The sequence below is a fragment of the Aeromicrobium terrae genome (genome assembly GCF_008039565.1).
Classification (GTDB): Bacteria; Actinomycetota; Actinomycetes; order Propionibacteriales; family Nocardioidaceae; genus Aeromicrobium; species Aeromicrobium terrae.
Window position 1 is genome coordinate 302,569 of record NZ_VDUX01000004.1, and the last position, 19,551, is coordinate 322,119.

The window sequence follows — 19,551 nt, forward strand, 5'->3', positions numbered from 1 at the left end:
GATTCAAACCCAGGGAGCTAGCGTCGGGCGATAGAAGCGCCAAGCATCAAAAGTCCCGCGCCCAGAATCAGGCTAGAGACCACCCACGAAAGCGGCTCCGGGTTGTTCGATGCCACGAAATTTGTCAACGTTTGCGCGAAGCCGCCACCGGCGAGAACCCCTCCCAGGAGTTCCAGCCACGCCACCCGTTTTGAACGACTTTGAAGCATGGCCCGCGCATGATGCACCTGGGCCTCGGATACTGAGTCGGACTCCTCACGACGGGCGATTCGTATGGCTTCGATCGAGAGATCCTCGACGTACTCGTCCTGGGTCGCGAGCAACGCTTGGAAAGCGCGTTCCGAGAATGAGTTGGGGCGCGGGCGTCGGGCCAGCTCTCGAGCAATTGCCTCAGAGACTGGTGACAAATCGCTCACGTCAAACCTCCTCTCGTAAAGCGGGTCGCCCTGGCCAATTGGCGTTGCTGGTGGGCGACGTGAAGCTGCAAATCAGAGAGTTGTCGCCTGGCTTGCATGTCAAGGGTTCGATCTTCAGTAGCGCGAACTTGCCGACCAGCGACACGTGAGAGAGCCGTCGAACCGGCCAATACTGCAAGGGTGGAAACAGCCGTACCTAGTAGCGCTGCCCACGGTAGGTTCGCCGTGGCGAAATCGGAGCCAGAACCTACCGCCGCCGTGACCGCACTCAGACCCGTCGCAAACAGGGCGACGGATACCGCGGCAAGTTGTCGAACGCGCAGGCCGCGGCGGCGCTTCTCGACGTCTTGGGCCCATTCCAGTTCTTGCGCCACCAAGTCCTGCATCGCCTCGTCGAGGTACTCGTCGAAACGATTGCTGTCCTCGTCCCCACTGGCGGTCACATCTCCGATTCTAGTTTGTGACGGGCGTTCATGAAGCGGACATGTGGGTGCGCACTTTGCGACTATGTCGCTTCATCCCGCTGGAAAATTGCGTCAACGGTCGGAATCGCTTGACGACCCAAGAAGGGATCCGGACCTTGTCGTTGCAAGGCTCGTGTCACAGAACCACCCCACCATCTCGTCTCCCTGGTGAAAGCAGACATCACAAGGAGTGAGCAAGATGCGAGTGTTCATCGCAGGTGGAACGGGAGTGGTCGGGCAGCCGCTGGTGCGGCAGCTGGTGGAGCGGGGGCACGAGGTGGTCGCGACGACCACCAGCCCCGGCAAGATCGAGCTGCTGGAGAAGCTGGGCGCGAAGGGCGTCGTCATGGACGGGCTCGACGCGATCGGCGTCGGTGAAGCCGTCGCCGCGGCGGCGCCGGACGTCATCGTCAACCAGATGACCGGGCTGTCCGAGACACACGCGGGGAAGCCGAACCTGCGGCACCCCGAGAAGTTCTTCGCCGCCACCAACCGGCTGCGCACGGAGGGCATGGACAACCTGCTCGCCGCGGCCGAGGCGACCGGCGTCCAGCACGTCCTGGCGCAGAGCCACGCCAGCATGAACGGCCAGCGCACGGGCGGCTGGATCAAGACCGAGGACGACCCGCTGGAGGACCTGCCGGTGTCGGCCGCGATCTTGCACCTCGAGAAGGTCGTGCTCGCCGCCGGCGGCGGGGTCCTGCGCTACGGAGGCTTCTACGGGCCCGGCGCCAACGACGACCAGGTCGAGATGGTGAAGAAGCGGATGTTCCCGATGGTGGGCGCCGGCACCGGTCACTTCTCCTGGATCCACGTCGAGGACGCCGCGAGCGCCACCGTGCTCGCGGTCGAGCAGAAGGTCCAGGGTGTCTACAACATCGTCGACGACGACCCGGCACCCGTGAGCGAATGGCTACCGCACCTCGCCGACGTCGCGGGCGCGAAGCCTCCGCGACGCGTGCCCAAGTGGCTCGCGAAGCTGCTCGCCGGTGACATGGTGGTCGGCATGATGACCGAGGGCCGCGCCTTCTCCAACTCGAAGGCCAAGGCGGATCTCGGCTGGACGCTGAAGTACCCGTCGTGGCGCGACGGCTTCAAGGCCGAGCTGGCATGACCCGCGCCGAGACGTTCGAGGAGCTGCGGCCGTTGCTGTCGGCGATCGCGTACCGCATCCTCGGCAGCGTCGCCGAGGCCGAGGACGCGGTGCAGGAGACGTGGCTTCGCTACGAGTCCACGGACACCGAGCCGCGCTCGGCCAAGGCGTTCCTGTCGGCGGTGGTCACGCGCATCTCGATCGACGTGCTGCGCTCCGCGCGCGTCCGCCGCGAGGCCTACGTCGGGCCGTGGTTCCCCGAGCCGGTGCTTGAGGACCCTTACGACGACCCGGAGCGGTCGGCCGAGCTGGCCGACTCGCTCTCCATGGCGGCCCTGGTGCTGCTCGAGCGGCTCAGCCCGCTCGAGCGCGCGGTCTTCGTCCTGCGCGACGTGTTCGCTTTCGACTTCGCCGAGATCGCGTCGGCGGTCGACCGGTCCGAGGCGGCGGTGCGCCAGCTCGCGGTCCGGGCCCGCCGCCACATGGACGAGGGCCGGCCGCGCTTCGAGGCCGACCGCAAGGAACGCGAGGAGCTGGCCTCCCGGTTTTACGACGCCCTCCGCGAGGGCGACGTCGACGCGCTCCGCGAGCTGCTTGCCGCCGACGCCATGATCATCGGCGACGGTGGCGGCAAGGCCCCGGCCTTCTCCCGCGGCATCCACGGTGCCGACAAGGTAGCCCGTGCGCTGGCGGCGTCGTTCCCGCTCATCGCGATGGGCGGCGCGGGCGTCGAGCAGCACGAGGTCAACGGCCAGCCCGGCGCGATCCTCCGCGACGGCGAGGGCCGCGTCATCGGCACCCTCGTGCTGGAGATGCTCGAGGGTCAGATCCAGACCATCCGCGGCGTCCTCAACCCGGACAAGCTGCACCACCTCGGCCCCGTCGGGGACGCCTGGGCGGTTGATCGGCAGGCGAAGAAGGCGCGGCGCGAGGCGCGGTGAGTGTCGTATCGGGTCGATCCCGTTCGTAGACCTGGTGGGAAGGAACTTCGAACAGAACCGGGAGAAACGAGATGACCACCGAGTTCGTCAGCACCACGATCACCATCGACGCGTCGGCCGCGGCGGTGTTCGCGGTGCTCGCCGACCCGAGGAAGCACGCGTCGATCGACGGCACCGGGCGGGTGGAGGAGCCGGTCGACCCGAGGCCGATGACCGCGGCCGGGCAGGTGTTCGCGATGGCGATGTATCACCCGAACCATCCGAACAAGAACTACACGACCTACAACCAGATCCTCGACTTCGAGCCGGGGCGCGTCATCTCCTGGCGTACCGGCTACCTGAAGGACGATGGCGAGCTCGGGTTCGGTGGCTGGTTCTGGCGCTACGACCTGACGCCCGTCGGCCCGGAGCAGACCGAGGTCACGCTGACGTACGACTGGTCCGCCACCGACGCGGACGTCCGCGAGCGGATCCAGTTCCCGCCGTTCCCGCCGGAGCACTTCGTCGCGTCGCTCGAGCATCTCGCCGGGCTGATCTGACCGTGGGCCCGCAGACTAGGTGGGTGCAGACGTTCCTCCCGTACCCCGACTTCGAGCGGTCGGCGCGGGTGCTGGACCAGAAGCGGCTGGGCAAGCAGCGGGTCGAGACGATCCAGGTCGTCCGCGCGCTGACCTGGGAGGACTACGGCTGGAAGAACCACCCGGCCGTGCTGATGTGGAGGGGCTTCGAGGAGGCGCTCGGGCGGTACGGGTTCGTCTGCTGCGACGTCTGGACCGAGCTCGGGTTCGGCGACACCTGCGCCACCACCATCGCCGACGACCTCCGCGCCTTCGGCATCACCGACCTCCGGAGCCAGGCCGAGCTCGCCGAGGGCGGCGCGCTGCCGCCGTGGCTCGGCGACGACGACCTGCACCGCAGTCACCAGTCCGCCTTGCTCCGCAAGGACCCGGAGCACTACGGGTCGACGTTCCCCGGCGTCCCCGACGACCTTCCCTACGTCTGGCCGGTCCGCTCGGAGAAGGTGCTCGAGCGGGAGCGGATCAGACGCGAGCGAGACGCCGGCGCGGCCGAGGGATGACCGACGGCACCCGGGCGGCGTACTCGTCGTAGGCGGTGCCGAAGTGTCGGCGCAGGTCGCGCTCCTCGAAGTGGATACCGACGACGATGTAGCCGGTCGACGCCGCCGCGAACAGCAGGTGCGAGGCGCCCAGGTGCGGGGTCGCCCAGAACGCGACGAGCAGCCCGGTCATCAGCGGGTGCCGCACGATCGCATGGAGGCCGCGGACCTCCAGGTCGCCCGCCTCCCGGGCCTCGGCCCAGCCGGCCTGGCGCAGCCCGGTCAGCTCGAGGTGGTCGACCGCGAACGTCGACGCGACCGCCAGCGCCCACCCGGCGCCGCACAGGATCCACACGGCGACCGCAGCAGCGCCGTCGACGTGCCACACCCTCCCGCCGAACGGTTCCCAGAACAGCAGCGTCAGCACCAGGCAGGCGTTGGTGGCGAGGACGTAGACCGTGCGCTCGATGCGCGGGGGGACGCTGCGGCGCATCCACGTCTTCACCGTCGGCCGGGCCATCACCGAGTGCTGCACCGCGAAGAGGAGGAGCAGTGCGAGGTCGATGACGACGGCCTTCCCCGTGGAGACCCGATGCGGGCCGTCGACGGTGCGCGGCACGATCTCGTCGGCCAGGAACGCGATGGTCCACAGGGTCACCGCATTGAAGCCGAGCCAGCCGAGGGCGGACAGGGCGAGGTCAACGAGTCGTCGCATGACGTCGATGCTTCCCGCTCCGCGCCGCCGGCACAGCCGTGGAACTACCTCACTTCGTCGGGTGCGTGGCGACGTACCAGGCGGCCACCTGCGCCCGCGACCGGAAGCCGAGGCGCAGCCGGATCCGCTCGAGGTGCGACTCGGCGGATCGCTCGGTGATGCCGAGCCGCTCGGCGATCTCGCGGTTGGGAAGGCCCTCCGCGACGAGCGCGGCCACCTCGGCCTGCCGAGCGGTGAGGCCGGACGGGACGTCGCGCCGCACCGCCGGAAGACCGAGGAAGCGGCGGACCTCGGCGACGACGGCGTCCGCGTCGCCGATCGCCGGGAGGTGCGAGCGGCCCTCGAGCTCGACGAGCTGGGCGCCCGGGATGGCACCGGCCAGCGCACGGCCCTGCTCGAGCGGAGCGGCCCGGTCGTCGCGACGGTGCAGCACGAGCGTCGGGGCCTGGACGCGCGGGAGGGCGGGGCGGACATCGAGGTCGTAGGCGAGCTGGAGCAGCGCGACCGCGGTCTCCGCCGACGACGCGGCGCGCTGGTACCGGGTGAGCGCCTCCCGGGTGCCCGCGTCGGCGTCGGGCGCGAAGACGCTCGTCAGCAGGTCGGAGCCGAGGCCCCAGCTCGCGCCGAGCACGCCGAGCACGTGGTGCCGGCTGGCCTCGTCGCCGATGGCCGAGCCCTGCGCCCAGCCGCCGTAGAGGACGAGCTTGGAGACGACGTCGGGATGATCGGCCGCCCACTGCGCGGCGACGGGCGCGCCCATCGAGAAGCCGAACAGCTCGACGTCGGCGGCGCCGAGCGCGTCGACGACGGCGCTCACCGTGTCGAGCTCGAGCTCCATCGTGCGCGGCCCGTCATAGGCGTCGGAGAGGCCACAACCGGGTCGGTCGTAGCGGACGAGCGTGCGGCCCTGGGCGAGCGCGTCGAAGAACGTCCGCTCGACCGGGACGGCCCAGCCGAGCTGGAGGTGGCTGAGCCAGCCCGGCACCACAACGAGGTAGGGACCGCGCCCCGTCGTCTCGAACGCGACGCCACCGACCCCCGCGAGCTCCGCCGTGCCGTTCACGATCGGGCGTCGAGCTCGGCGAGCTGGCGCTTGGTGGCGACCAGCCGATAGGACGCGTCGACGAGCTCGGCGATCTCGGTCCAGTCGACGTCGGGTGCGGCGAGGTCGATCGCCCGGCCGCCGTACGGGCCGTAGTAGGCGGGCACGAAGAAGCGCGGGTCGTCCTCGATGGCGGGCAGGTCGACCGGGTCGGGCGTGAAGATCAGCGCGCTCGGCACCTGCCGATGGTTCCCCGGGCTGAGCTTCTCCGAGCCGCCGAACGCGGCGAAGATCTTGTTCGCCCGGAACGTCGGCCGTCCGTACGAGATCCTCTCCGTCGCGCCCGGCAGCGCGAGCGCGATGGCCCGGAGCTCGGCCAGGCCGGGGTCGTCGTCGCTGAACATCACCGGGTGCGCCATGGGATCAGCCAACCACGACGAGCTCGACGTTCTCCGCACTCGCACCGGTTTTTGCCTGCAACCACGGCGGGACGCGCGTCACAGACCGATTCGCGTCCCCGGGTGTACGTTCCGCGAAACCGTCCAGTCTCGGGCGTACCGAAGGAACACGATATGAAGCGACATCGCATCATCATCGGGGCCATCACCGGACTGCTCACCGCAGCGTCCATAGGAATCACGGGAGTACCGGCGTCCGCGTACGAGGACGACTCCACCGGTTGGCGCTTCCAGGGTTCAGCGGCAGGATCCACCGTCCGAGCCTTCAACAACAACGTCACCTCCGGCCTGACCGCCGAGTCGAGCCTCGACACCGAGTACTACCGGACGTCGACCAACGGTCTCGGCCGCGTCGTCGTCCCGGGCCTCCTCGACGTGAGCGCGCTCAGCACGTCGGTGAAGTCGAGTCCGGTGTACGGGAACTCGCAGGTGCAGTCGAAGTCGCGTGCCACCGGCGTGAAGCTCCTCGGTGGAGCGATCACCGCCGACGCGGTCGACGTCTCGAGCACCGCGAAGGTCAACGACGGCTGGCTGTCCGCAGGGTCGGAGACCACCTTCACCAACCTCAAGATCGGGTGGCGCCGGTATCCGGTGAACGTCGCACCGAACACGAAGATCCGGATCGCCGGACTCGCGGAGGTCGTCCTGAACTACCAGGACTCCTCGGAAGACGAGGAGTCGGCCGAGGCGAACGCCGCCGGCATCAAGGTCACCCTGCTCAAGCCGCAGGGCGAGAGCGGCGTCGGCGCGACGATCAAGGTCGCACCCACCTCCGCACGGGTCAGCCCGGGTGAGTACTCCACCCTGGCGCCGTTCTTCGGCGGTGGCGCGTACGGGTCGAAGGTCACCGCGCAGGTCGGCAACCTCCTGGGCATCAAGTCGGATCCGACGGCACCGGTGATCATGCCGGGCAACGGGACCGACGACGAGTTCCTGATCAACTCGGTCGGGCTCGTCAACGTGACCCCGGTGTCGGTGATCGGAGCGGTCATGAACACCGCTCGCGCTCGCTTCGCCAACGAGGTGGAACCGCTCTGGGCGCAGACGACGTCGCGCGTCACCGGTGTCAGCCTGCTCAACGGGCGCATCCGGGCCGACGTGATCGCGAGCGGAGCCCTCGCCACGGACAGCGACGAGGCCGGGTTCAGCATGCAGGGCGACGCCACGATCACCGACCTGGTGATCAACCGTCGGAAGATCCGGATCCCGCAGGGTCCGAACACGGTGTACCGGATCCCGGGCATCGCCACGGTCACGGTGAACGAGCAGATCCGGCCGAACCCCCGGTCGATCATCGTCCGTGCCCTGCACGTCCGCCTGCTGAAGGCCTACGGCGGCTTCCCCGCCGGGGCGGACATCGAGGTGGCCGTGTCGAAGCTGAACGTCGGCTTCACGTTGCAGCTCCCGCCCGGCGGGCTCGACTAGACCGGCTCTAGAGGAGGACGCCCAGCCACCGGTCGATCGCTGACCGGATGGCTGCGGCGTCCTTCTTGAGCGAGTGGTCACCCTCCACGACCACGAGCTCGATGTTCGTGGGCAGGGTCTTCGGGTCGGGGACGCCGAACGGGTCACGGGAGCCCTGGACGACGAGCGTGGGAACGGCGACGCCGACGAGCTCCGGCAGCCGAGTCTTCTCCGGCCGGCCCGGCGGGTGGAGCGGGAACGCCAGGCACAGGACACCGGCGGCCCCGACGTCGCCCGACGTCCGGCACGCGACGCGCGCCCCGAACGAGCGGCCGCCGACGATCAGGGGCAGGTCGTCGGTGTGCAGGTGCTCGGCGACGGCCGACCACGCGGCGTCGACCTGGGCCGGCGGGGCCGGGGCCTTGCGGCCGGCGACGCGGTACGGCTGCTCGACGAGCGCGACGGCGAGCCGTGCTGCCAGCGCCACCGCGGAGGCGAGGCCGAGGTCGTGCGCCGTCACCCCACCGCCGGCGCCGTGGCCGAGCATCATCAGCCCGCGCGACTCGTCGGATCGGGTGAGGTGCACCCGCGCGTCACCGTGCGGCGTCGGCACCAGGGAGACGTCGGGCTCGGCCATGCCGTTCAGCGTGCCAGACGTGTGAAGGGCCCCGACCGCAGACGCGGTCGGGGCCCTTCGAGGTTCTGTCAGATGGCGCGAACGTTCTCGGCCTGCGGGCCCTTGGGGCCCTGGGCGAGGTCGAACTCGACCTTCTGGTTCTCGTCGAGCGACTTGTAGCCCTCGGACTGGATGGCGGAGAAGTGGACGAACACGTCCTCGCCGCCCTCGTCCTGCGCGATGAAGCCGAAGCCCTTCTCGGCGTTGAACCACTTGACGGTTCCCTGAGTCATAGTTCTTCCTTCGTTCGGTGCCGCAGGCACTGTGCCTGCTTGCTGCTGAAGACATCCACGTGCTGATGTCCAGCGAACCGAAGACCAGGAACTACGAGATACAAGCCGCCACGTTCGAGTGCGGCCAGGACGGCTGTCGCCATCCCTTCAACCCTTCAAGCGTACGGCACTGTCCACAGGTTAGTCGACGCCGAGCGATGTCCACAGGGCTACGTTCATCGCTGGATGCGACCTCTCCGTGTTTCTAGGCTCGTTCGTATGGTCCAGTCGCAGCCTCAGCAGGTGCTCTCGCAGCTGCATGCGCTCCTGGACTCGGTGCCGCTGGACGCCTACTCCGGTCTCGCCGGCGTTGAGCTCGCGGAGGTCGCGACGTCGCTGATGCGCCTCGGTGCGCGAGTGAAAGCGCACGAGCTGGCGGCGACGCGTGCCGTGGAGACGTCCGGTGAGGCGCGCCGTCAGGGGGCAACCTCGACGGGGTCGCTGTTGGCGGGCTCGTTCGGTGGCGACCGGCGATCGGCCGACCGCGCCGTGAAACAGGCCGAGGCGATCGCTGCTGCGAGTCAGACGAACCAGGCTCTCGCGCAGGGTGAGGTGTCCGTCGGCCAGGCGGACTTGATCGTGCGGACCCTGCGGAACCTTCCAGAATCGGTGACGGCGTCGCAGCGGGAGGCGTGCGAGACCCAGCTGCTGTGTGACGCGCCCCGGATGGATCTCAAGCAGCTCGCTCGGCGGGCGGACCGGATCAGTGAGGTGTTCGCACCCGACGAGGTCGATGCGGTCGAGAACGGCATCGTCGCCGACCGGGAGAAGGCCGCGTGGGCGCGGACCGAGTTCTGGATGGTCGACCAGCGCGACGGCACCGCGAAGTTCGGCGGTGTGATCCCGGAGGCTCAGGCCGACATGCTCCGCAACGCCCTCGAAGCGATCAGCGCACCCCAAATCAAGAACAACGACGACGACGTGCTGCTGGACTCCCGGCCCACCTACGCGCAGCGGCTCGGGTGGGCGTTCTGCTCCCTGGTCGAGGCCATCCCGGCCGACAAGCTGCCCGACACCGCCGGCGTCGGCGCCATCTTGACCGTGAACCTGGATCACGAGGTCCTCGTCGACAAGGTCGCCTGCGCCACCCTGTCCACCGGCACGAAGATCTCCGCCGGCCAGGCCCGACGGATGGCCTGTTCCTTGCGGATCCTGCCCGCGGTCTTCGGCGGTGAGTCACTCCCGCTGGACGTGGGACGAGCCAAGCGGCTGTTCACCGGCCACCAGCGGCGGGCTCTCGAGTTTCGTGACCGCGGCTGCATCTTCCCGGGCTGTGACCGACCACCGTCCTGGTGCGTCGCCCATCACGCTCGAGAACGCTGGGCCGACGGCAGCGACACCAATCTCGAGGATGGGGTACTCCTCTGCCCCCACCACCATCGCGTCCTGCACGACGACGGATGGGACATCCGCTTCGCACCCGACGGCATGCCCGAGCTCGTCCCACCACGGACGCTCGACCCCGCCCGAACACCCCGCCGCCACGCCCGATTCACCACTACGCTCGCATCGTGAACAGCGTCTTCGAGCCTGCCCAGCTGGGGCCTGTCCAGCTCCGCAATCGGACCATCAAGGCCGCCACCTTCGAGGGGCGCACACCGGACGGTCAGGTCACCGCCGCGCTGATCGACTACCACCTCGCGCCCGCGCGTGGCGGCGTCGGCCTCACCACCGTCGCGTACCTCGCGGTCTCGCCGGAGGGGCGGACGCAGAAGGAGGGCATCGTCATCGGCGACGACACTGCGGCTGGCCTCCAGCGCCTCACCGACGCGATCCACGAGACCGGCGCCAAGATCTCCGGCCAGCTCGGCCACGCCGGGCCGGTGGCCAACGGCCGGTCCAACGGGGTCCATGCCCTTGCTGCGTCACGGATGCCGTCGCCGCTCAGCATGCAGATGGTCCGCAAGGCCACGGCGGCCGACATCGCCCGCATCACTGACGACTACGCCCGCGCGGCCCGGATCATGGCCGACACCGGGTTCGACGTGCTCGAGATCCACATGGCGCACGGGTACCTGCTCAACTCGTTCCTCGCGCCCAAGCAGAACCGCCGCAAGGACGGCTGGGGCGGATCGCTGGAGAACCGCGCCCGGTTCGCGCGCGACGTCGCCACGGCGGTCCGCGACGCCGTGGGCGATCGCGTCGCCGTGATCGCCAAGGTCGGCATGACCGAGGGGTCGCCCGTCGGGTTCGGCATGGAGGAGAGCCTGGAGTTCGCGCGGATGCTCGAGGCCGACGGCAACCTCGACGCCCTCGTGCTCAGTGCGGGCAGCTCGCTGCTCAACCCGATGTACCTGTTCCGCGGCGACGTGCCGCTGAAGGAGTTCGCGGCGTCGATGCCGGCCCCCGTCCGGCTCGGCATGCGGACGCCGGTCGGCCGGAAGTTTCTCAAGGCCTACCCGTTCGAGGAGGCCTACCTGCGCGAGAAGGCACTCGCCTTCCGCGCGGCGCTGTCGATGCCGCTGGCGATGCTCGGCGGCATCAACAACCGCGCCACCATGGACCGCGCGATGGACGAGGGCTTCCAGTTCGTCGCGATGGCGCGGGCACTCCTGCGCGAGCCCGACCTGCTGAACCGGATGCAGGAGGGCGAGACGTCCGAGGGCATCTGCATCCACTGCAACCGGTGCATGCCCACGATCTACTCCGGCACGCGCTGCACGGTGCGCGAGTCCGTCGTTTAGGTCTGACTCAGGGCAGGGCGGCCGCGTAGCGTTCGGCCAGCTCGCGAACGTGATCGACGAGCTCCGGCGGCTCGCTGACGTGGAACGGGATGCCGAGCATCGAGATCCAGACCGCGACGACCTCGAGGCTGTCCCCGCCGGTGACCAGCACGCTGCCGCCGTCGGGGTGCGCCTCCACCGTGCCGACGGCCGGGTTGATCCGGCTGATCACCTCGTCCACCGGGGCGTCGACGCGGATGCGGGCGTGCACGGCCCAGCCGGTGCGGGCCACCTCGCGGACGACGAACTCGGTCAGGTCGCCCGGGAAGTCGGCCGGCGCGAACCGGCGGCCGCCCGGCGTCTTCAGCTGCAGCCAGTCGACGCGGTACGGCTGCCACTCGTCGGTCCCCGGGTCGCGGGCCACGAGGTACCAGCGGCGCTGCCAGGCCACCAGGTGGTACGGCTCGAGCTCGAGGTGGTCGCCGCGGTACGTGCACCGGATGCCGTCGTGGTCGCGAATGGCGAGCGAGAGCGCTTCGAGCACGGACGCGTCGACCTCCGGGTCCTCGACGTTGCTCGACGTGTTCACCGGCCCGGCCGACGTCGCCTTGGTCAGCGCGCGGATCTTGCGACGGAGCCGGTCTGGCAGCACCTGCTCGAGCTTGGCCAGCGCCAGCTCGCTGGTCTCCTCCACGCCGGCGATGCCAGTGGCCGCGCGGAGGCCGACGGCCACTGCCACCGCCTCCTGGTCGTCGAGCAGCAGCGGCGGCAGCTTGGCGCCCGCGCCGAGCTGGTACCGGCCGCCCGGGCCGCGGACCGCGGTCACCGGGTAGCCGAGCTCGCGCAGACGCGTGACGTCGTTCCGGATGGTCCGGTCGGAGACACCGAGCCGCTCGGCCAGCTCGGCACCGGTCCAGTCGGGGCGGACCTGCAGCAACGAGAGGAGGTTGAGCGTGCGTGTGGCGGTCTCACCCATCGCGAAAATACTTTCGTCAGGCCGGAACATTGCGGAACCGTATCTTCCGCAATGCTACCTAACGTGATGCTCACACCCACCAAGGAGAGCACCATGACCACCACCGACATCCGTCCCTTCACCGTCGAGATCCCCCAGAGCGAGATCGACGACCTGCAGCAGCGGCTCGCGAACACCCGCTTCGCCCAGCCCGTCCCCGGCGACTCGTGGCAGTACGGCACCCCGACCTCGTACCTGCAGGACATGGTCGAGCGCTGGAAGTCGTTCGACTGGCGCGCGGTCGAGGCCCGGATCAACGCCCACCCCAACTACCTCACCGAGGTCGACGGGCAGACCATCCACTTCGTCCACGTCCCGTCCGAGAAGGCCGACGCTCCCGCCGTCCTGCTCGCCCACACCTACCCGGGGTCGTTCCTCGAGTTCCTCCCGATGGTCGACGAACTGGCGAAGGACTTCCACGTCGTCGTCCCGTCGATGCCGGGCTTCGGCTTCTCCACCCCGGTCGCCGACACCGGCTGGACGATGGAGCGCACGGCCCGCGCCTACGACACCTTGATGCGCCGGCTCGGCTACGACTCCTACGGCGTGCACGGCTCCGACGGCGGCGCGATGGTCGGCCGCGAGCTGGCCATCCTCGACCCGGAGGGCTTCCTCGGGGCGCACGTCCTCCAGCTGTTCTCCTTCCCGTCCGGCGACCCGAGCGAGTTCGAGGGCTTCGGCCCCAAGGAGTACGCGGCGCTGGAGCACATGCAGTGGTTCCAGTCCGTCGGCGGCTACAACGCCATGAACGGCTCACGGCCGCAGACCGTCGCTGCCGGCCTGTCCGACAGCCCGGTCGGCCAGCTCGCCTACTCCGAGCTGTTCGAGAGCTTCGGCAACGGGACGTCGCTGGTGACGCCGGAGCAGGTGCTCGAGCAGGTGACGCTCTACTGGCTGACCAACACGTCGGCCGGGTCGGTGCGGTACCACTACGAGGAGGCGCACGCCGACCGCAACCCAGTCGTCAGCACCGGCCGCATCGGGGTCGCCGTCTTCAAGGACGACTTCCAGACCATCCGGTCGCTGGCCGAGCGCGACAACGCGAACATCCAGCACTGGTCCGAGCACGACCGCGGCGGCCACTTCGCCGCCCTCGAGAACCCCGAGGCGATCGTCGCCGACCTGCGGGAGTTCTTCGGGACGGTCTAGTCGACGCTCTCCGCGCGATCACGGAGCGAGGCGTTGAAGTTCTCGTGATGCTCCTGGATCGCACCGCCCATCATCAGGCGGAAGACGGGGTAGAACAGCCCGGTCACGGTCTCGACGTGGGTCACCCGCGTCGAGCCGTCCGGCTGTTCGTCCAGCGCCACCTCGCGGGTGCCGGCGAAGAACCAGTCGCCCGCGACGTTGCCGTGCCAGCGGAAGAGCACCTTCGGCTCGAGGTCGGTGAGCGTCGCCTTCACGGTCGCCGACGGCCGCCTGGGCATCGCGAGCTTCATCGACAGGGTGCTGCCGACCGCCGCCTCACCGGAGATGGTCGGGATCGCGGTGTTCCACTCCGACCAGCGCGGAAGATCCACCAGGACGCGCCAGACGGTCGCGGCGTCCGCGGCCACGGGGAACGTGGTCCTGAACTCGGCCATGGCTCACCATGGCAGCGTCACCGGAACGACGGGGGCAATACGCAGAACTCGTTGCCGTCGGGGTCGGCGAGCACGACCCAGGGCACGTCGTCACCCTGGCCGATGTCCACGTGCTTCGCGCCCAGCCCGATCAGCCGGTCGACCTCGGCCTGCTGGTCGTCGCCGATGACGTCGAAGTGCAGCCGCACCTTGCCGAGCTTCGGGTCGAACGGCGGACCGCCCCAGGAGATCTTGCTGCCACCGTGGGGCGACTGGATCGCCGTCTCCTCGTCCTGGTCCCAGACCAGCGGCCAGCCGAGGGCCTCGGACCAGAAGTAGCCGACGGCCTGCGAGCCGTCGCAGGAGAACGCCCCGATGCGAGCGGTGTCCTTGAGGAAGTTGTTGATGGGCTCGATGACGCAGAACTCGTTGCCCTCCGGGTCCTGGAGCACGACGTGCAGCTCCTCGGGCAGCTGGCCGACGTCGAGGTGCGCGCCGCCGAGCGTGAGCGCCCGCTCGACCGTCTCCTTCTGGTCGTCCCACGACGACGTCATCAGGTCGAAGTGCATCTTGTTCGGCCCGGGCTTCGGGATGTCGGCCTTCTCGAAGTAGATCGGGAACTCGTGCTCGTTCGACGGCAGGAGCCACGTCGGTTTGTCCTCGGCGATGTCCCGTTCCAGCACCCCGGCCCAGAAGCGCGCCTGCGCCTCGGGGTCGAGCGCGTCGAAGGCCAGCCCGAAGATCTCTGCTCCCATCCGCCTAACCTACGGCGCTGAGGTCGAGCGTCGCCAGGCGCTCGGGGTCGGCGAGGACGTTGATCTCGACGATCCGGCCGTCGCGGACCACCGGGCTGAAGACCGAGAACGGCTTTCCGTCGCGCACCGTGACCAGGCCGACGGCGCCGTTGACGAGGACGAGCACCCGCTCCACGTCGACCGCCTGGAACGCCCGTGCCTGGGAGGCGACCCGCTCGGCGCCGACGATCACACCGGAGAACGGGTGGGCGGCGCCGGCGTCGGCCCGGAGGACCACGTCGGGGTCGAGCACCTCGAGCAGGGCCTCGAAGTCGCCACGCTGGGCGGCGTCGGTGAACGCGTCAAGGACGCGGCGCTGCTCGGCGTGGTCGGCGGCGGCCGGCGGCGCCTCACGGACGCGGCGCCGCGCACGGCTCGCCATCTGCATCGCCGTGGACGCGGAGGCGCCGACGATGTCACCGATCTGCTCGAACGGGACGCCGAACATGTCGTGGAGGACGAACGCCGTGCGCTCGCGCGGCTTGAGCGCGTCGAGCACGACGAGCAGCGCGAGCGTCACCTCGTCGGCCTGCTCGGCCGCGGCCTGCGGGTCGGCGACGTAGGCCGTCACGACCGGGTCGGGCACGTGGACGTCGAGCGACACCTCGACCTTGGACTTCCGCGAGCGGAGCAGGTCGAGCGAGATGCGGCTGACCACCGTGGTGAGCCAGCCGCGCAGGTTCTCCACGTCGCTGACGTCGGTGCGGGCGAGACGGAGCCACGCCTCCTGCACCGCGTCGTCGGCCTCGGTCACCGATCCGAGCACGCGATAGGCCACGCCGTGCAGGTGCCGGCGGTGCTCCTCGAACTCGGCTGCCAGGTCGTCCTGTGTCTGCATGTCAGGTTCCTCCATCGTCATCCGTCACCTCTATGACGAACGAGAAGAGTCAGACATGACAGGAGACACCCTCATGGAAGCACGCATGACCCACCCCGTCTTCGTCGTCCCCGCGGCGATGGAGGCCCTGCAGGCGTACAGCAAGGCCGCCCACGGCCTCGGCATCTCGAACGAGCTGATCGAGATGGTGCACCTCCGCGCCAGCCAGATCAACGGCTGCAGCGTGTGCGTCGGCATGCACTCCACCGCCCTGAAGAAGGAGGGCACCAGCGACGAGCGGCTGTTCTCGATCGCCGCGTGGCGCGAGACGCCGTACTTCACCGACGCCGAGCGCGCCGCGCTGGAGCTCACCGAGGTCGTGACCCGCATCGCCGACAAGGGGGACGCGGTGCCCGACGCGATCTGGGACGAGGCCGCCCGCCACTTCGACGACGAGGGGCTGTCCGGCCTGCTGATCGCGATCACGTCGATCAACGTGTGGAACCGGCTGAACGCAGCCACCCACCAGATGGCCGGCGCCGACTGGGCCTAGGTGGCCGTCCGGTAGGTCCCGCGGTGGAACAGCAGCGGGTCGGACGCGTCGCCCTCCCCGAGGTCGTCGACCCTGCCGATCACCAGGTAGTGGTCGCCGGCCTCGTGGACGGCGTGCACGGAGCAGTCGACCCAGCCGACGACACCGTCGAGACGCGGCATCCCGTTGCCGGTCCGGTTCCAGGAGACGTCGGCGAACTTGTCCTCGGCCAGCGACGCGAACCGGTTGGAGAGCTCGGACTGCTCGGCGGCGAGGAAGTTCACGCAGAACCGGCGTGAGAGCCGGATGGCGGCGAAGGCGCGAGACGTCTTCATCGGCAGGAACGCGACGAGCGGCGGGTCGAGCGAGACGCTGGTGAACGACTGGCAGGTCATGCCGACCGGGGTGTCGCCCTGCATCGTGGTGACCACGGTGACGCCGCTGGCGTAGCGGCCGAGGACGTCGCGGAACTTCATCGCGGCGGCGCGCGCGGCCTCGCCGTCGATCTCGGCGACCTCGCCGGGACGCCAGGCGAACACCTCACGGTGGCCGCCGAGGTAGGAGTCGATCAGCTCACGCGGCGGCCAGGTGGCCGCGGCGTCCGGGCTCATGCCCTCCGGGACTGTCCTCTCCCCCATCTCGACCACTATCCGGACTGCCCGAACGCGTGGCCCCAGTACGAGACGGCCGTGGACTCCCGGGCGACCCAGCGCCGGTCGTCGACGGTCAGGCCCTCGCAGCCGAACTCGACGTCGAAGCCGCCGGGCGACTTCACGTAGAACGACACCATCTCGTCGTTCATGTGCCGGCCGAGCGTGGCCGACAGCGGCGCCTTGTGCTTGCGCACGCGCTCGAGCGCGCGGCCGACGTCGTCGAGCTTCTCGACCTCGAGCATGATGTGGACGCAGCGGCTCGGGTTGGGCATCGGCAGGAACGCGAGCGAGTGGTGCCGCGGGTTGACGCCGAGGAACCGCAGCCAGACCTTCGAGCCGGGCTCCTTGCCCACGAACTCGCCGGGCATGGACATCGAGTCGCGGAGCCGGAAGCCGAGCACGTCGCGGTAGAAGCGGAGCGCCTCGACGTCGTCGGTGACCGGGATGACGACGTGGCCCATGCCCTGGTCGCCGGTGACGAACCGTGCGGCGTACGGCGTGACGACCGGCCGCGACTCGTACGTGATGCCGTGGAACAGCTCGAAGACGTTGTCGAACGGGTCGCTGAACCGGATCAGCTCCTGCACGCGGCGCTCGGCGAGCTCCTCGTCGGTGCCCTCGGAGAAGTCGACGCCGGCCTTGTTCAGGTGCTCACGCGCGGCCTGCAGGGCGTCGTGGTCGGCCATCTCCCAGCCGACGCACTCGAGGCGGTCGACGTCGGACGGGAACACGACGAGCCGCGCGGAGACCTCGTCGATGCGGAAGTAGAGGTTGCCCTCCGTGGGGCCACGGCCCTCGGCGAGCCCGAGGACCTTGCCGCCGAAGTGCCGCCACGCCTCCAGGTCGGTGCTGGCGACCCGGGCGTAGCCCATCGACTTGATGTCGATCATGAGCGGCTCCTCTCCTGGTGACGCGCGAGGAAGGCGGTGCAGACCTCGCGGAACTCGTCCGCTGCCTCGATCTGTGCCCAGTGACCGCAGTTCGGAAACACGTGGAGCGACGCGCGCGGGATCATCTTCAGCGCGACGAGCGCGCCGTCGAGCGGGTTCACGCGGTCCTCACGGCCCCAGGTGAGCAGGGTCGGGCGGGTGAGCCGGTGCGCCTCGCGCCACAGCAGCCCGTCCTCCATGGTGTCGGGGTTCCAGAACGACATGCCCATCGACGCCATGGCCTTCTGCGCTCCGGGCGCGGTGGCGTCGGCGAGACGCTCGGCGACCAGCTCGTCGGTGACGAGGTCCTGGTTGACGACCATCGTGGAGATGAACGCGCGCATGGCCTCGGCCGACGGCGCGGCGCCGAAGTCCATCAGGCGCTTGACGCCCTCGGTGGGGTCGGCGTGGAACAGGTTGACCGACGCGCCGCCCGGGCCCATCAGCACGAGCCGGCCCACGCGCTCGGGGTACTCGAGGGCGAACCGCATCGCCGTGCCGCCACCGAGGCTGTTGCCGAGCAGGTGGATGCGGTCGATGCCGAGCTCGTCGAGCAGGTCCTTCAGCGCGTTCGCGGCGAACCGGAAGAAGTGACCGACCACTTCGGGCTTGTCGCTCTGGCCGAAACCGGGCTGGTCGACGAGCAAGGTGCGGAAGTCCTCGGCGAAGCCGGGCAGGGCGGAGCCGAAGTTCGACCACGCCGACGCGCCGGGACCGCCGCCGTGCAGCATCACCAGCGGCAGGCCGCCGCCGACGTCGGTCGGCTCGCCGGCCTCGTAGTAGTTGAGCGTCAGCTCGCCGGCCTTGGCGGACCGACGAGTCGATTCGCGGTCAAGGCCTGGCATCAGTACATCCCCGGGTCGACCTTGTGTCCGAACTCGTGCATGCCGTACATCTGCAGCGCACGCTCCGGGTCGTTGGCCGCGTGCACGCGACCGGCGTGGGCGTCGCGCCAGGCGCGCTGGAGGTACGTGCCGTTGGCGAGCGCTCGGCCGCCGGACGCCTCGAAGAGGTCGTCGATGGCGTCGATGGCGCGCTGCGTGCCGAGCACCTGGTCTCGGCGGACCTTGAGGCGCAGCGACAGCGGGATCTTCTCGCCCTTGGCGACGAGCGCCTGCTCCTCGCGGATGTTCTGCATGGTCAGCGCCCAGGCGGCGTCGATCTCGCTCGACGCGCGGGCGATGCGGACGGCCGCGAACGGGTCGGAGGACGCCTTCTCACCGGCGTACGCCGCGCGGACGCGGGCCTGCTGCATCTCGACGTGCTCGGCGTACGCACCACGGGCCATGCCGATGATCGGCGTGCTGATCGTGGTGGTGAACAGCGAGTGGAACGGGAGCTTGTAGAGGTCGCCCGGGTTCTGCTCCTGGCCGGGGCCGAAGCAGCGGCCGGTGTCGCCCATCGAGAGGGTGAACTCCTCGGGGACGAACGTCTCGGCGACGACGATGTCGTTGGAGCCGGTTCCGGCGAGGCCGACGACGTTCCAGACGTCGACGATCTCGTACTTCTCGCGGGGGACCATGAAGGTCCGGAAGTCGACGACCTGGCCCTCCTCGTTGAACACGAGGCCGCCGAGCAGGACCCAGGTGGCGTGGGCGGAGCCGGAGGAGAAGCTCCAGCGGCCCTCGAGCGTGAAGCCGCCCTCGGTGATGGTGGCCTTGCCGGTGGGGGCGTACGACGAGCTCAGGCGGGTCGAGGTGTCCTCGCCCCAGACGGCCTGCTGCGCGTCGTCGTGGAACAGGGCGACCTGCCACGGGTGCACGCCGAGGACCGACGAGATCCAGCCGGTGGAGCCGCACGCGCCGGCGATCATGCTGACCGCGGTGTAGAAGTCGATGGGGTCGGACTCGAGCCCGTCGAAGCGCTTCGGCTGGAGCATGCGGAAGAACCCGGTGTCCTCCAGCTCCTTGACCGACGCGTCGGGCACCTGCCGCAGGCGCTCGGTCTCGTCCGCGCGCTCGCGGAGGGTGGGCAGGAGGTCTCGGATGCCGTCCAGAACTGCTTGGCTCATGGAGCCAATACTAGAACACGTTCTAGTGGGAAGTCCA

The 19,551-nt window shown here is 69.6% G+C and carries 24 protein-coding genes; 9 read left to right on the forward strand and 15 right to left on the reverse strand.

Annotated elements, in window-relative coordinates:
* Positions 1 to 17: 17 nt before the first annotated feature.
* Positions 18 to 416: a hypothetical protein gene (locus FHP06_RS10520; RefSeq protein ID WP_147686508.1), complete on the reverse strand. Its 399-nt coding sequence runs from the start codon at positions 414 to 416 to the stop codon at positions 18 to 20.
* On the reverse strand, positions 413 to 859 hold the full coding sequence (locus tag FHP06_RS10525) for a hypothetical protein (protein WP_147686509.1): 447 nt from the start codon (positions 857 to 859) through the stop codon (positions 413 to 415). Before FHP06_RS10525 ends, FHP06_RS10520 begins: the two co-directional genes overlap by 4 nt.
* Before the next feature lie 220 nt (positions 860 to 1,079).
* Here FHP06_RS10525 and FHP06_RS10530 point away from each other — a divergent pair, with 220 nt between their 5' ends.
* The 4 genes from FHP06_RS10530 (at position 1,080) to FHP06_RS10545 (ending at position 3,992) form a co-directional block, all read left to right on the forward strand.
* On the forward strand, positions 1,080 to 1,994 hold the full coding sequence (locus tag FHP06_RS10530) for an NAD-dependent epimerase/dehydratase family protein (protein ID WP_147686510.1): 915 nt from the start codon (positions 1,080 to 1,082) through the stop codon (positions 1,992 to 1,994).
* Positions 1,991 to 2,914 (forward strand): RNA polymerase sigma-70 factor, encoded by a 924-nt coding sequence (locus FHP06_RS10535; RefSeq protein ID WP_147686511.1) that lies wholly within the window; start codon positions 1,991 to 1,993, stop codon positions 2,912 to 2,914. The genes FHP06_RS10530 and FHP06_RS10535 overlap by 4 nt, the downstream gene beginning before the upstream one ends.
* Before the next feature lie 71 nt (positions 2,915 to 2,985).
* Positions 2,986 to 3,453 carry an SRPBCC family protein gene (locus tag FHP06_RS10540; RefSeq protein WP_147686512.1) on the forward strand — a complete coding sequence of 156 codons (468 nt, stop codon included), beginning with the start codon at positions 2,986 to 2,988 and terminating at the stop codon, positions 3,451 to 3,453.
* A gap of 23 nt (positions 3,454 to 3,476) precedes the next feature.
* Positions 3,477 to 3,992, forward strand: coding sequence for an MSMEG_6728 family protein (locus FHP06_RS10545; protein WP_187271892.1), 516 nt, complete (start codon positions 3,477 to 3,479; stop codon positions 3,990 to 3,992).
* On the opposite strand, the gene FHP06_RS10550 is transcribed toward FHP06_RS10545, so the two are convergent.
* From FHP06_RS10550 to FHP06_RS10560, 3 genes are read right to left on the reverse strand one after another with little or no spacing between them, the layout of a single operon-like run.
* Positions 3,955 to 4,686: an NnrU family protein gene (locus tag FHP06_RS10550; RefSeq protein WP_147686513.1), complete on the reverse strand. Its 732-nt coding sequence runs from the start codon at positions 4,684 to 4,686 to the stop codon at positions 3,955 to 3,957. The genes FHP06_RS10545 and FHP06_RS10550 overlap by 38 nt on opposite strands.
* Before the next feature lie 49 nt (positions 4,687 to 4,735).
* A complete protein-coding gene (locus FHP06_RS10555; RefSeq protein WP_230973474.1) occupies positions 4,736 to 5,749 on the reverse strand; it encodes an alpha/beta fold hydrolase in 1,014 nt (337 codons plus the stop codon).
* Positions 5,746 to 6,147, reverse strand: coding sequence for an MmcQ/YjbR family DNA-binding protein (locus tag FHP06_RS10560; protein ID WP_147686515.1), 402 nt, complete (start codon positions 6,145 to 6,147; stop codon positions 5,746 to 5,748). Before FHP06_RS10560 ends, FHP06_RS10555 begins: the two co-directional genes overlap by 4 nt.
* A 153-nt stretch (positions 6,148 to 6,300) precedes the next feature.
* Between FHP06_RS10560 and FHP06_RS10565 the strand changes: the two genes are divergently transcribed.
* Positions 6,301 to 7,611: a choice-of-anchor P family protein gene (locus FHP06_RS10565; protein ID WP_147686516.1), complete on the forward strand. Its 1,311-nt coding sequence runs from the start codon at positions 6,301 to 6,303 to the stop codon at positions 7,609 to 7,611.
* Positions 7,612 to 7,618: 7 nt separating this feature from the next.
* On the opposite strand, the gene FHP06_RS10570 is transcribed toward FHP06_RS10565, so the two are convergent.
* The gene (locus tag FHP06_RS10570) at positions 7,619 to 8,227 is read right to left on the reverse strand and encodes an alpha/beta hydrolase family protein (RefSeq protein ID WP_147686517.1); all 609 of its coding nucleotides are present in this window, start codon (positions 8,225 to 8,227) and stop codon (positions 7,619 to 7,621) included.
* A 68-nt stretch (positions 8,228 to 8,295) separates the two neighbouring features.
* Entirely contained in the window at positions 8,296 to 8,499 is a 204-nt protein-coding gene (locus tag FHP06_RS10575) for a cold-shock protein (RefSeq protein WP_147686518.1), read from the reverse strand.
* 258 nt (positions 8,500 to 8,757) lie between these two features.
* Here FHP06_RS10575 and FHP06_RS10580 point away from each other — a divergent pair, with 258 nt between their 5' ends.
* Positions 8,758 to 10,053: an HNH endonuclease signature motif containing protein gene (locus FHP06_RS10580; protein WP_187271893.1), complete on the forward strand. Its 1,296-nt coding sequence runs from the start codon at positions 8,758 to 8,760 to the stop codon at positions 10,051 to 10,053.
* Positions 10,050 to 11,222 carry an NADH:flavin oxidoreductase gene (locus FHP06_RS10585; RefSeq protein ID WP_230973475.1) on the forward strand — a complete coding sequence of 391 codons (1,173 nt, stop codon included), beginning with the start codon at positions 10,050 to 10,052 and terminating at the stop codon, positions 11,220 to 11,222. The genes FHP06_RS10580 and FHP06_RS10585 overlap by 4 nt, the downstream gene beginning before the upstream one ends.
* 7 nt (positions 11,223 to 11,229) lie before the next feature.
* On the opposite strand, the gene FHP06_RS10590 is transcribed toward FHP06_RS10585, so the two are convergent.
* On the reverse strand, positions 11,230 to 12,177 hold the full coding sequence (locus FHP06_RS10590; RefSeq protein ID WP_147686521.1) for a helix-turn-helix transcriptional regulator: 948 nt from the start codon (positions 12,175 to 12,177) through the stop codon (positions 11,230 to 11,232).
* 93 nt (positions 12,178 to 12,270) lie between these two features.
* Between FHP06_RS10590 and FHP06_RS10595 the strand changes: the two genes are divergently transcribed.
* Complete coding sequence (locus FHP06_RS10595) at positions 12,271 to 13,365, forward strand: epoxide hydrolase family protein (protein ID WP_147686522.1); 1,095 nt, start codon at positions 12,271 to 12,273, stop codon at positions 13,363 to 13,365.
* Here the strand turns inward: FHP06_RS10595 and FHP06_RS10600 are convergent.
* Genes FHP06_RS10600 through FHP06_RS10610 form a run of 3 tightly spaced genes read right to left on the reverse strand, consistent with a single transcriptional unit; the run spans position 13,362 to position 15,410 of the window.
* Positions 13,362 to 13,799, reverse strand: a complete 438-nt coding sequence (locus FHP06_RS10600; protein ID WP_147686523.1) for an SRPBCC domain-containing protein — start codon at positions 13,797 to 13,799, stop codon at positions 13,362 to 13,364. The genes FHP06_RS10595 and FHP06_RS10600 overlap by 4 nt on opposite strands.
* Positions 13,800 to 13,816: 17 nt before the next feature.
* Positions 13,817 to 14,533 (reverse strand): VOC family protein, encoded by a 717-nt coding sequence (locus FHP06_RS10605; RefSeq protein WP_147686524.1) that lies wholly within the window; start codon positions 14,531 to 14,533, stop codon positions 13,817 to 13,819.
* A gap of 4 nt (positions 14,534 to 14,537) precedes the next feature.
* Positions 14,538 to 15,410, reverse strand: a complete 873-nt coding sequence (locus FHP06_RS10610; RefSeq protein WP_147686525.1) for a sigma-70 family RNA polymerase sigma factor — start codon at positions 15,408 to 15,410, stop codon at positions 14,538 to 14,540.
* Positions 15,411 to 15,495: 85 nt separating this feature from the next.
* Between FHP06_RS10610 and FHP06_RS10615 the strand changes: the two genes are divergently transcribed.
* Positions 15,496 to 15,942 carry a carboxymuconolactone decarboxylase family protein gene (locus FHP06_RS10615; protein WP_230973476.1) on the forward strand — a complete coding sequence of 149 codons (447 nt, stop codon included), beginning with the start codon at positions 15,496 to 15,498 and terminating at the stop codon, positions 15,940 to 15,942.
* Here FHP06_RS10615 and FHP06_RS10620 read toward each other — a convergent pair.
* From FHP06_RS10620 to hsaA, 4 genes are read right to left on the reverse strand one after another with little or no spacing between them, the layout of a single operon-like run.
* Positions 15,939 to 16,559 carry a flavin reductase family protein gene (locus FHP06_RS10620; RefSeq protein WP_230973477.1) on the reverse strand — a complete coding sequence of 207 codons (621 nt, stop codon included), beginning with the start codon at positions 16,557 to 16,559 and terminating at the stop codon, positions 15,939 to 15,941. The genes FHP06_RS10615 and FHP06_RS10620 overlap by 4 nt on opposite strands.
* Before the next feature lie 8 nt (positions 16,560 to 16,567).
* A complete protein-coding gene (hsaC, locus tag FHP06_RS10625; RefSeq protein ID WP_147686529.1) occupies positions 16,568 to 17,464 on the reverse strand; it encodes an iron-dependent extradiol dioxygenase HsaC in 897 nt (298 codons plus the stop codon).
* Positions 17,461 to 18,348 (reverse strand): 4,5:9,10-diseco-3-hydroxy-5,9,17-trioxoandrosta-1(10),2-diene-4-oate hydrolase, encoded by an 888-nt coding sequence (hsaD, locus tag FHP06_RS10630; RefSeq protein WP_147686531.1) that lies wholly within the window; start codon positions 18,346 to 18,348, stop codon positions 17,461 to 17,463. The genes hsaC and hsaD overlap by 4 nt, the downstream gene beginning before the upstream one ends.
* Positions 18,348 to 19,514 (reverse strand): 3-hydroxy-9,10-secoandrosta-1,3,5(10)-triene-9,17-dione monooxygenase oxygenase subunit, encoded by a 1,167-nt coding sequence (gene hsaA / locus FHP06_RS10635; RefSeq protein WP_147686533.1) that lies wholly within the window; start codon positions 19,512 to 19,514, stop codon positions 18,348 to 18,350. The genes hsaD and hsaA overlap by 1 nt, the downstream gene beginning before the upstream one ends.
* Positions 19,515 to 19,551: the final 37 nt, after the last annotated feature.

Bases quoted from the DNA above. Each gene is read 5' to 3' on its own strand.
- FHP06_RS10590 (WP_147686521.1), bottom strand. From the start codon at position 12,177: ATGGGTGAGACCGCCACACGCACGCTCAACCTCCTCTCGTTGCTGCAG.
- hsaC (WP_147686529.1), bottom strand. From the start codon at position 17,464: ATGATCGACATCAAGTCGATGGGCTACGCCCGGGTCGCCAGCACCGAC.
- FHP06_RS10600 (WP_147686523.1), bottom strand. From the start codon at position 13,799: ATGGCCGAGTTCAGGACCACGTTCCCCGTGGCCGCGGACGCCGCGACC.
- FHP06_RS10620 (WP_230973477.1), bottom strand. From the start codon at position 16,559: ATGGGGGAGAGGACAGTCCCGGAGGGCATGAGCCCGGACGCCGCGGCC.
- FHP06_RS10605 (WP_147686524.1), bottom strand. From the start codon at position 14,533: ATGGGAGCAGAGATCTTCGGGCTGGCCTTCGACGCGCTCGACCCCGAG.
- FHP06_RS10595 (WP_147686522.1), top strand. From the start codon at position 12,271: ATGACCACCACCGACATCCGTCCCTTCACCGTCGAGATCCCCCAGAGC.
- hsaA (WP_147686533.1), bottom strand. From the start codon at position 19,514: ATGAGCCAAGCAGTTCTGGACGGCATCCGAGACCTCCTGCCCACCCTC.
- FHP06_RS10610 (WP_147686525.1), bottom strand. From the start codon at position 15,410: ATGCAGACACAGGACGACCTGGCAGCCGAGTTCGAGGAGCACCGCCGG.
- FHP06_RS10575 (WP_147686518.1), bottom strand. From the start codon at position 8,499: ATGACTCAGGGAACCGTCAAGTGGTTCAACGCCGAGAAGGGCTTCGGC.
- FHP06_RS10540 (WP_147686512.1), top strand. From the start codon at position 2,986: ATGACCACCGAGTTCGTCAGCACCACGATCACCATCGACGCGTCGGCC.
- FHP06_RS10580 (WP_187271893.1), top strand. From the start codon at position 8,758: ATGGTCCAGTCGCAGCCTCAGCAGGTGCTCTCGCAGCTGCATGCGCTC.
- FHP06_RS10570 (WP_147686517.1), bottom strand. From the start codon at position 8,227: ATGGCCGAGCCCGACGTCTCCCTGGTGCCGACGCCGCACGGTGACGCG.
- hsaD (WP_147686531.1), bottom strand. From the start codon at position 18,348: ATGCCAGGCCTTGACCGCGAATCGACTCGTCGGTCCGCCAAGGCCGGC.
- FHP06_RS10550 (WP_147686513.1), bottom strand. From the start codon at position 4,686: ATGCGACGACTCGTTGACCTCGCCCTGTCCGCCCTCGGCTGGCTCGGC.
- FHP06_RS10615 (WP_230973476.1), top strand. From the start codon at position 15,496: ATGACCCACCCCGTCTTCGTCGTCCCCGCGGCGATGGAGGCCCTGCAG.
- FHP06_RS10530 (WP_147686510.1), top strand. From the start codon at position 1,080: ATGCGAGTGTTCATCGCAGGTGGAACGGGAGTGGTCGGGCAGCCGCTG.
- FHP06_RS10535 (WP_147686511.1), top strand. From the start codon at position 1,991: ATGACCCGCGCCGAGACGTTCGAGGAGCTGCGGCCGTTGCTGTCGGCG.
- FHP06_RS10565 (WP_147686516.1), top strand. From the start codon at position 6,301: ATGAAGCGACATCGCATCATCATCGGGGCCATCACCGGACTGCTCACC.
- FHP06_RS10560 (WP_147686515.1), bottom strand. From the start codon at position 6,147: ATGGCGCACCCGGTGATGTTCAGCGACGACGACCCCGGCCTGGCCGAG.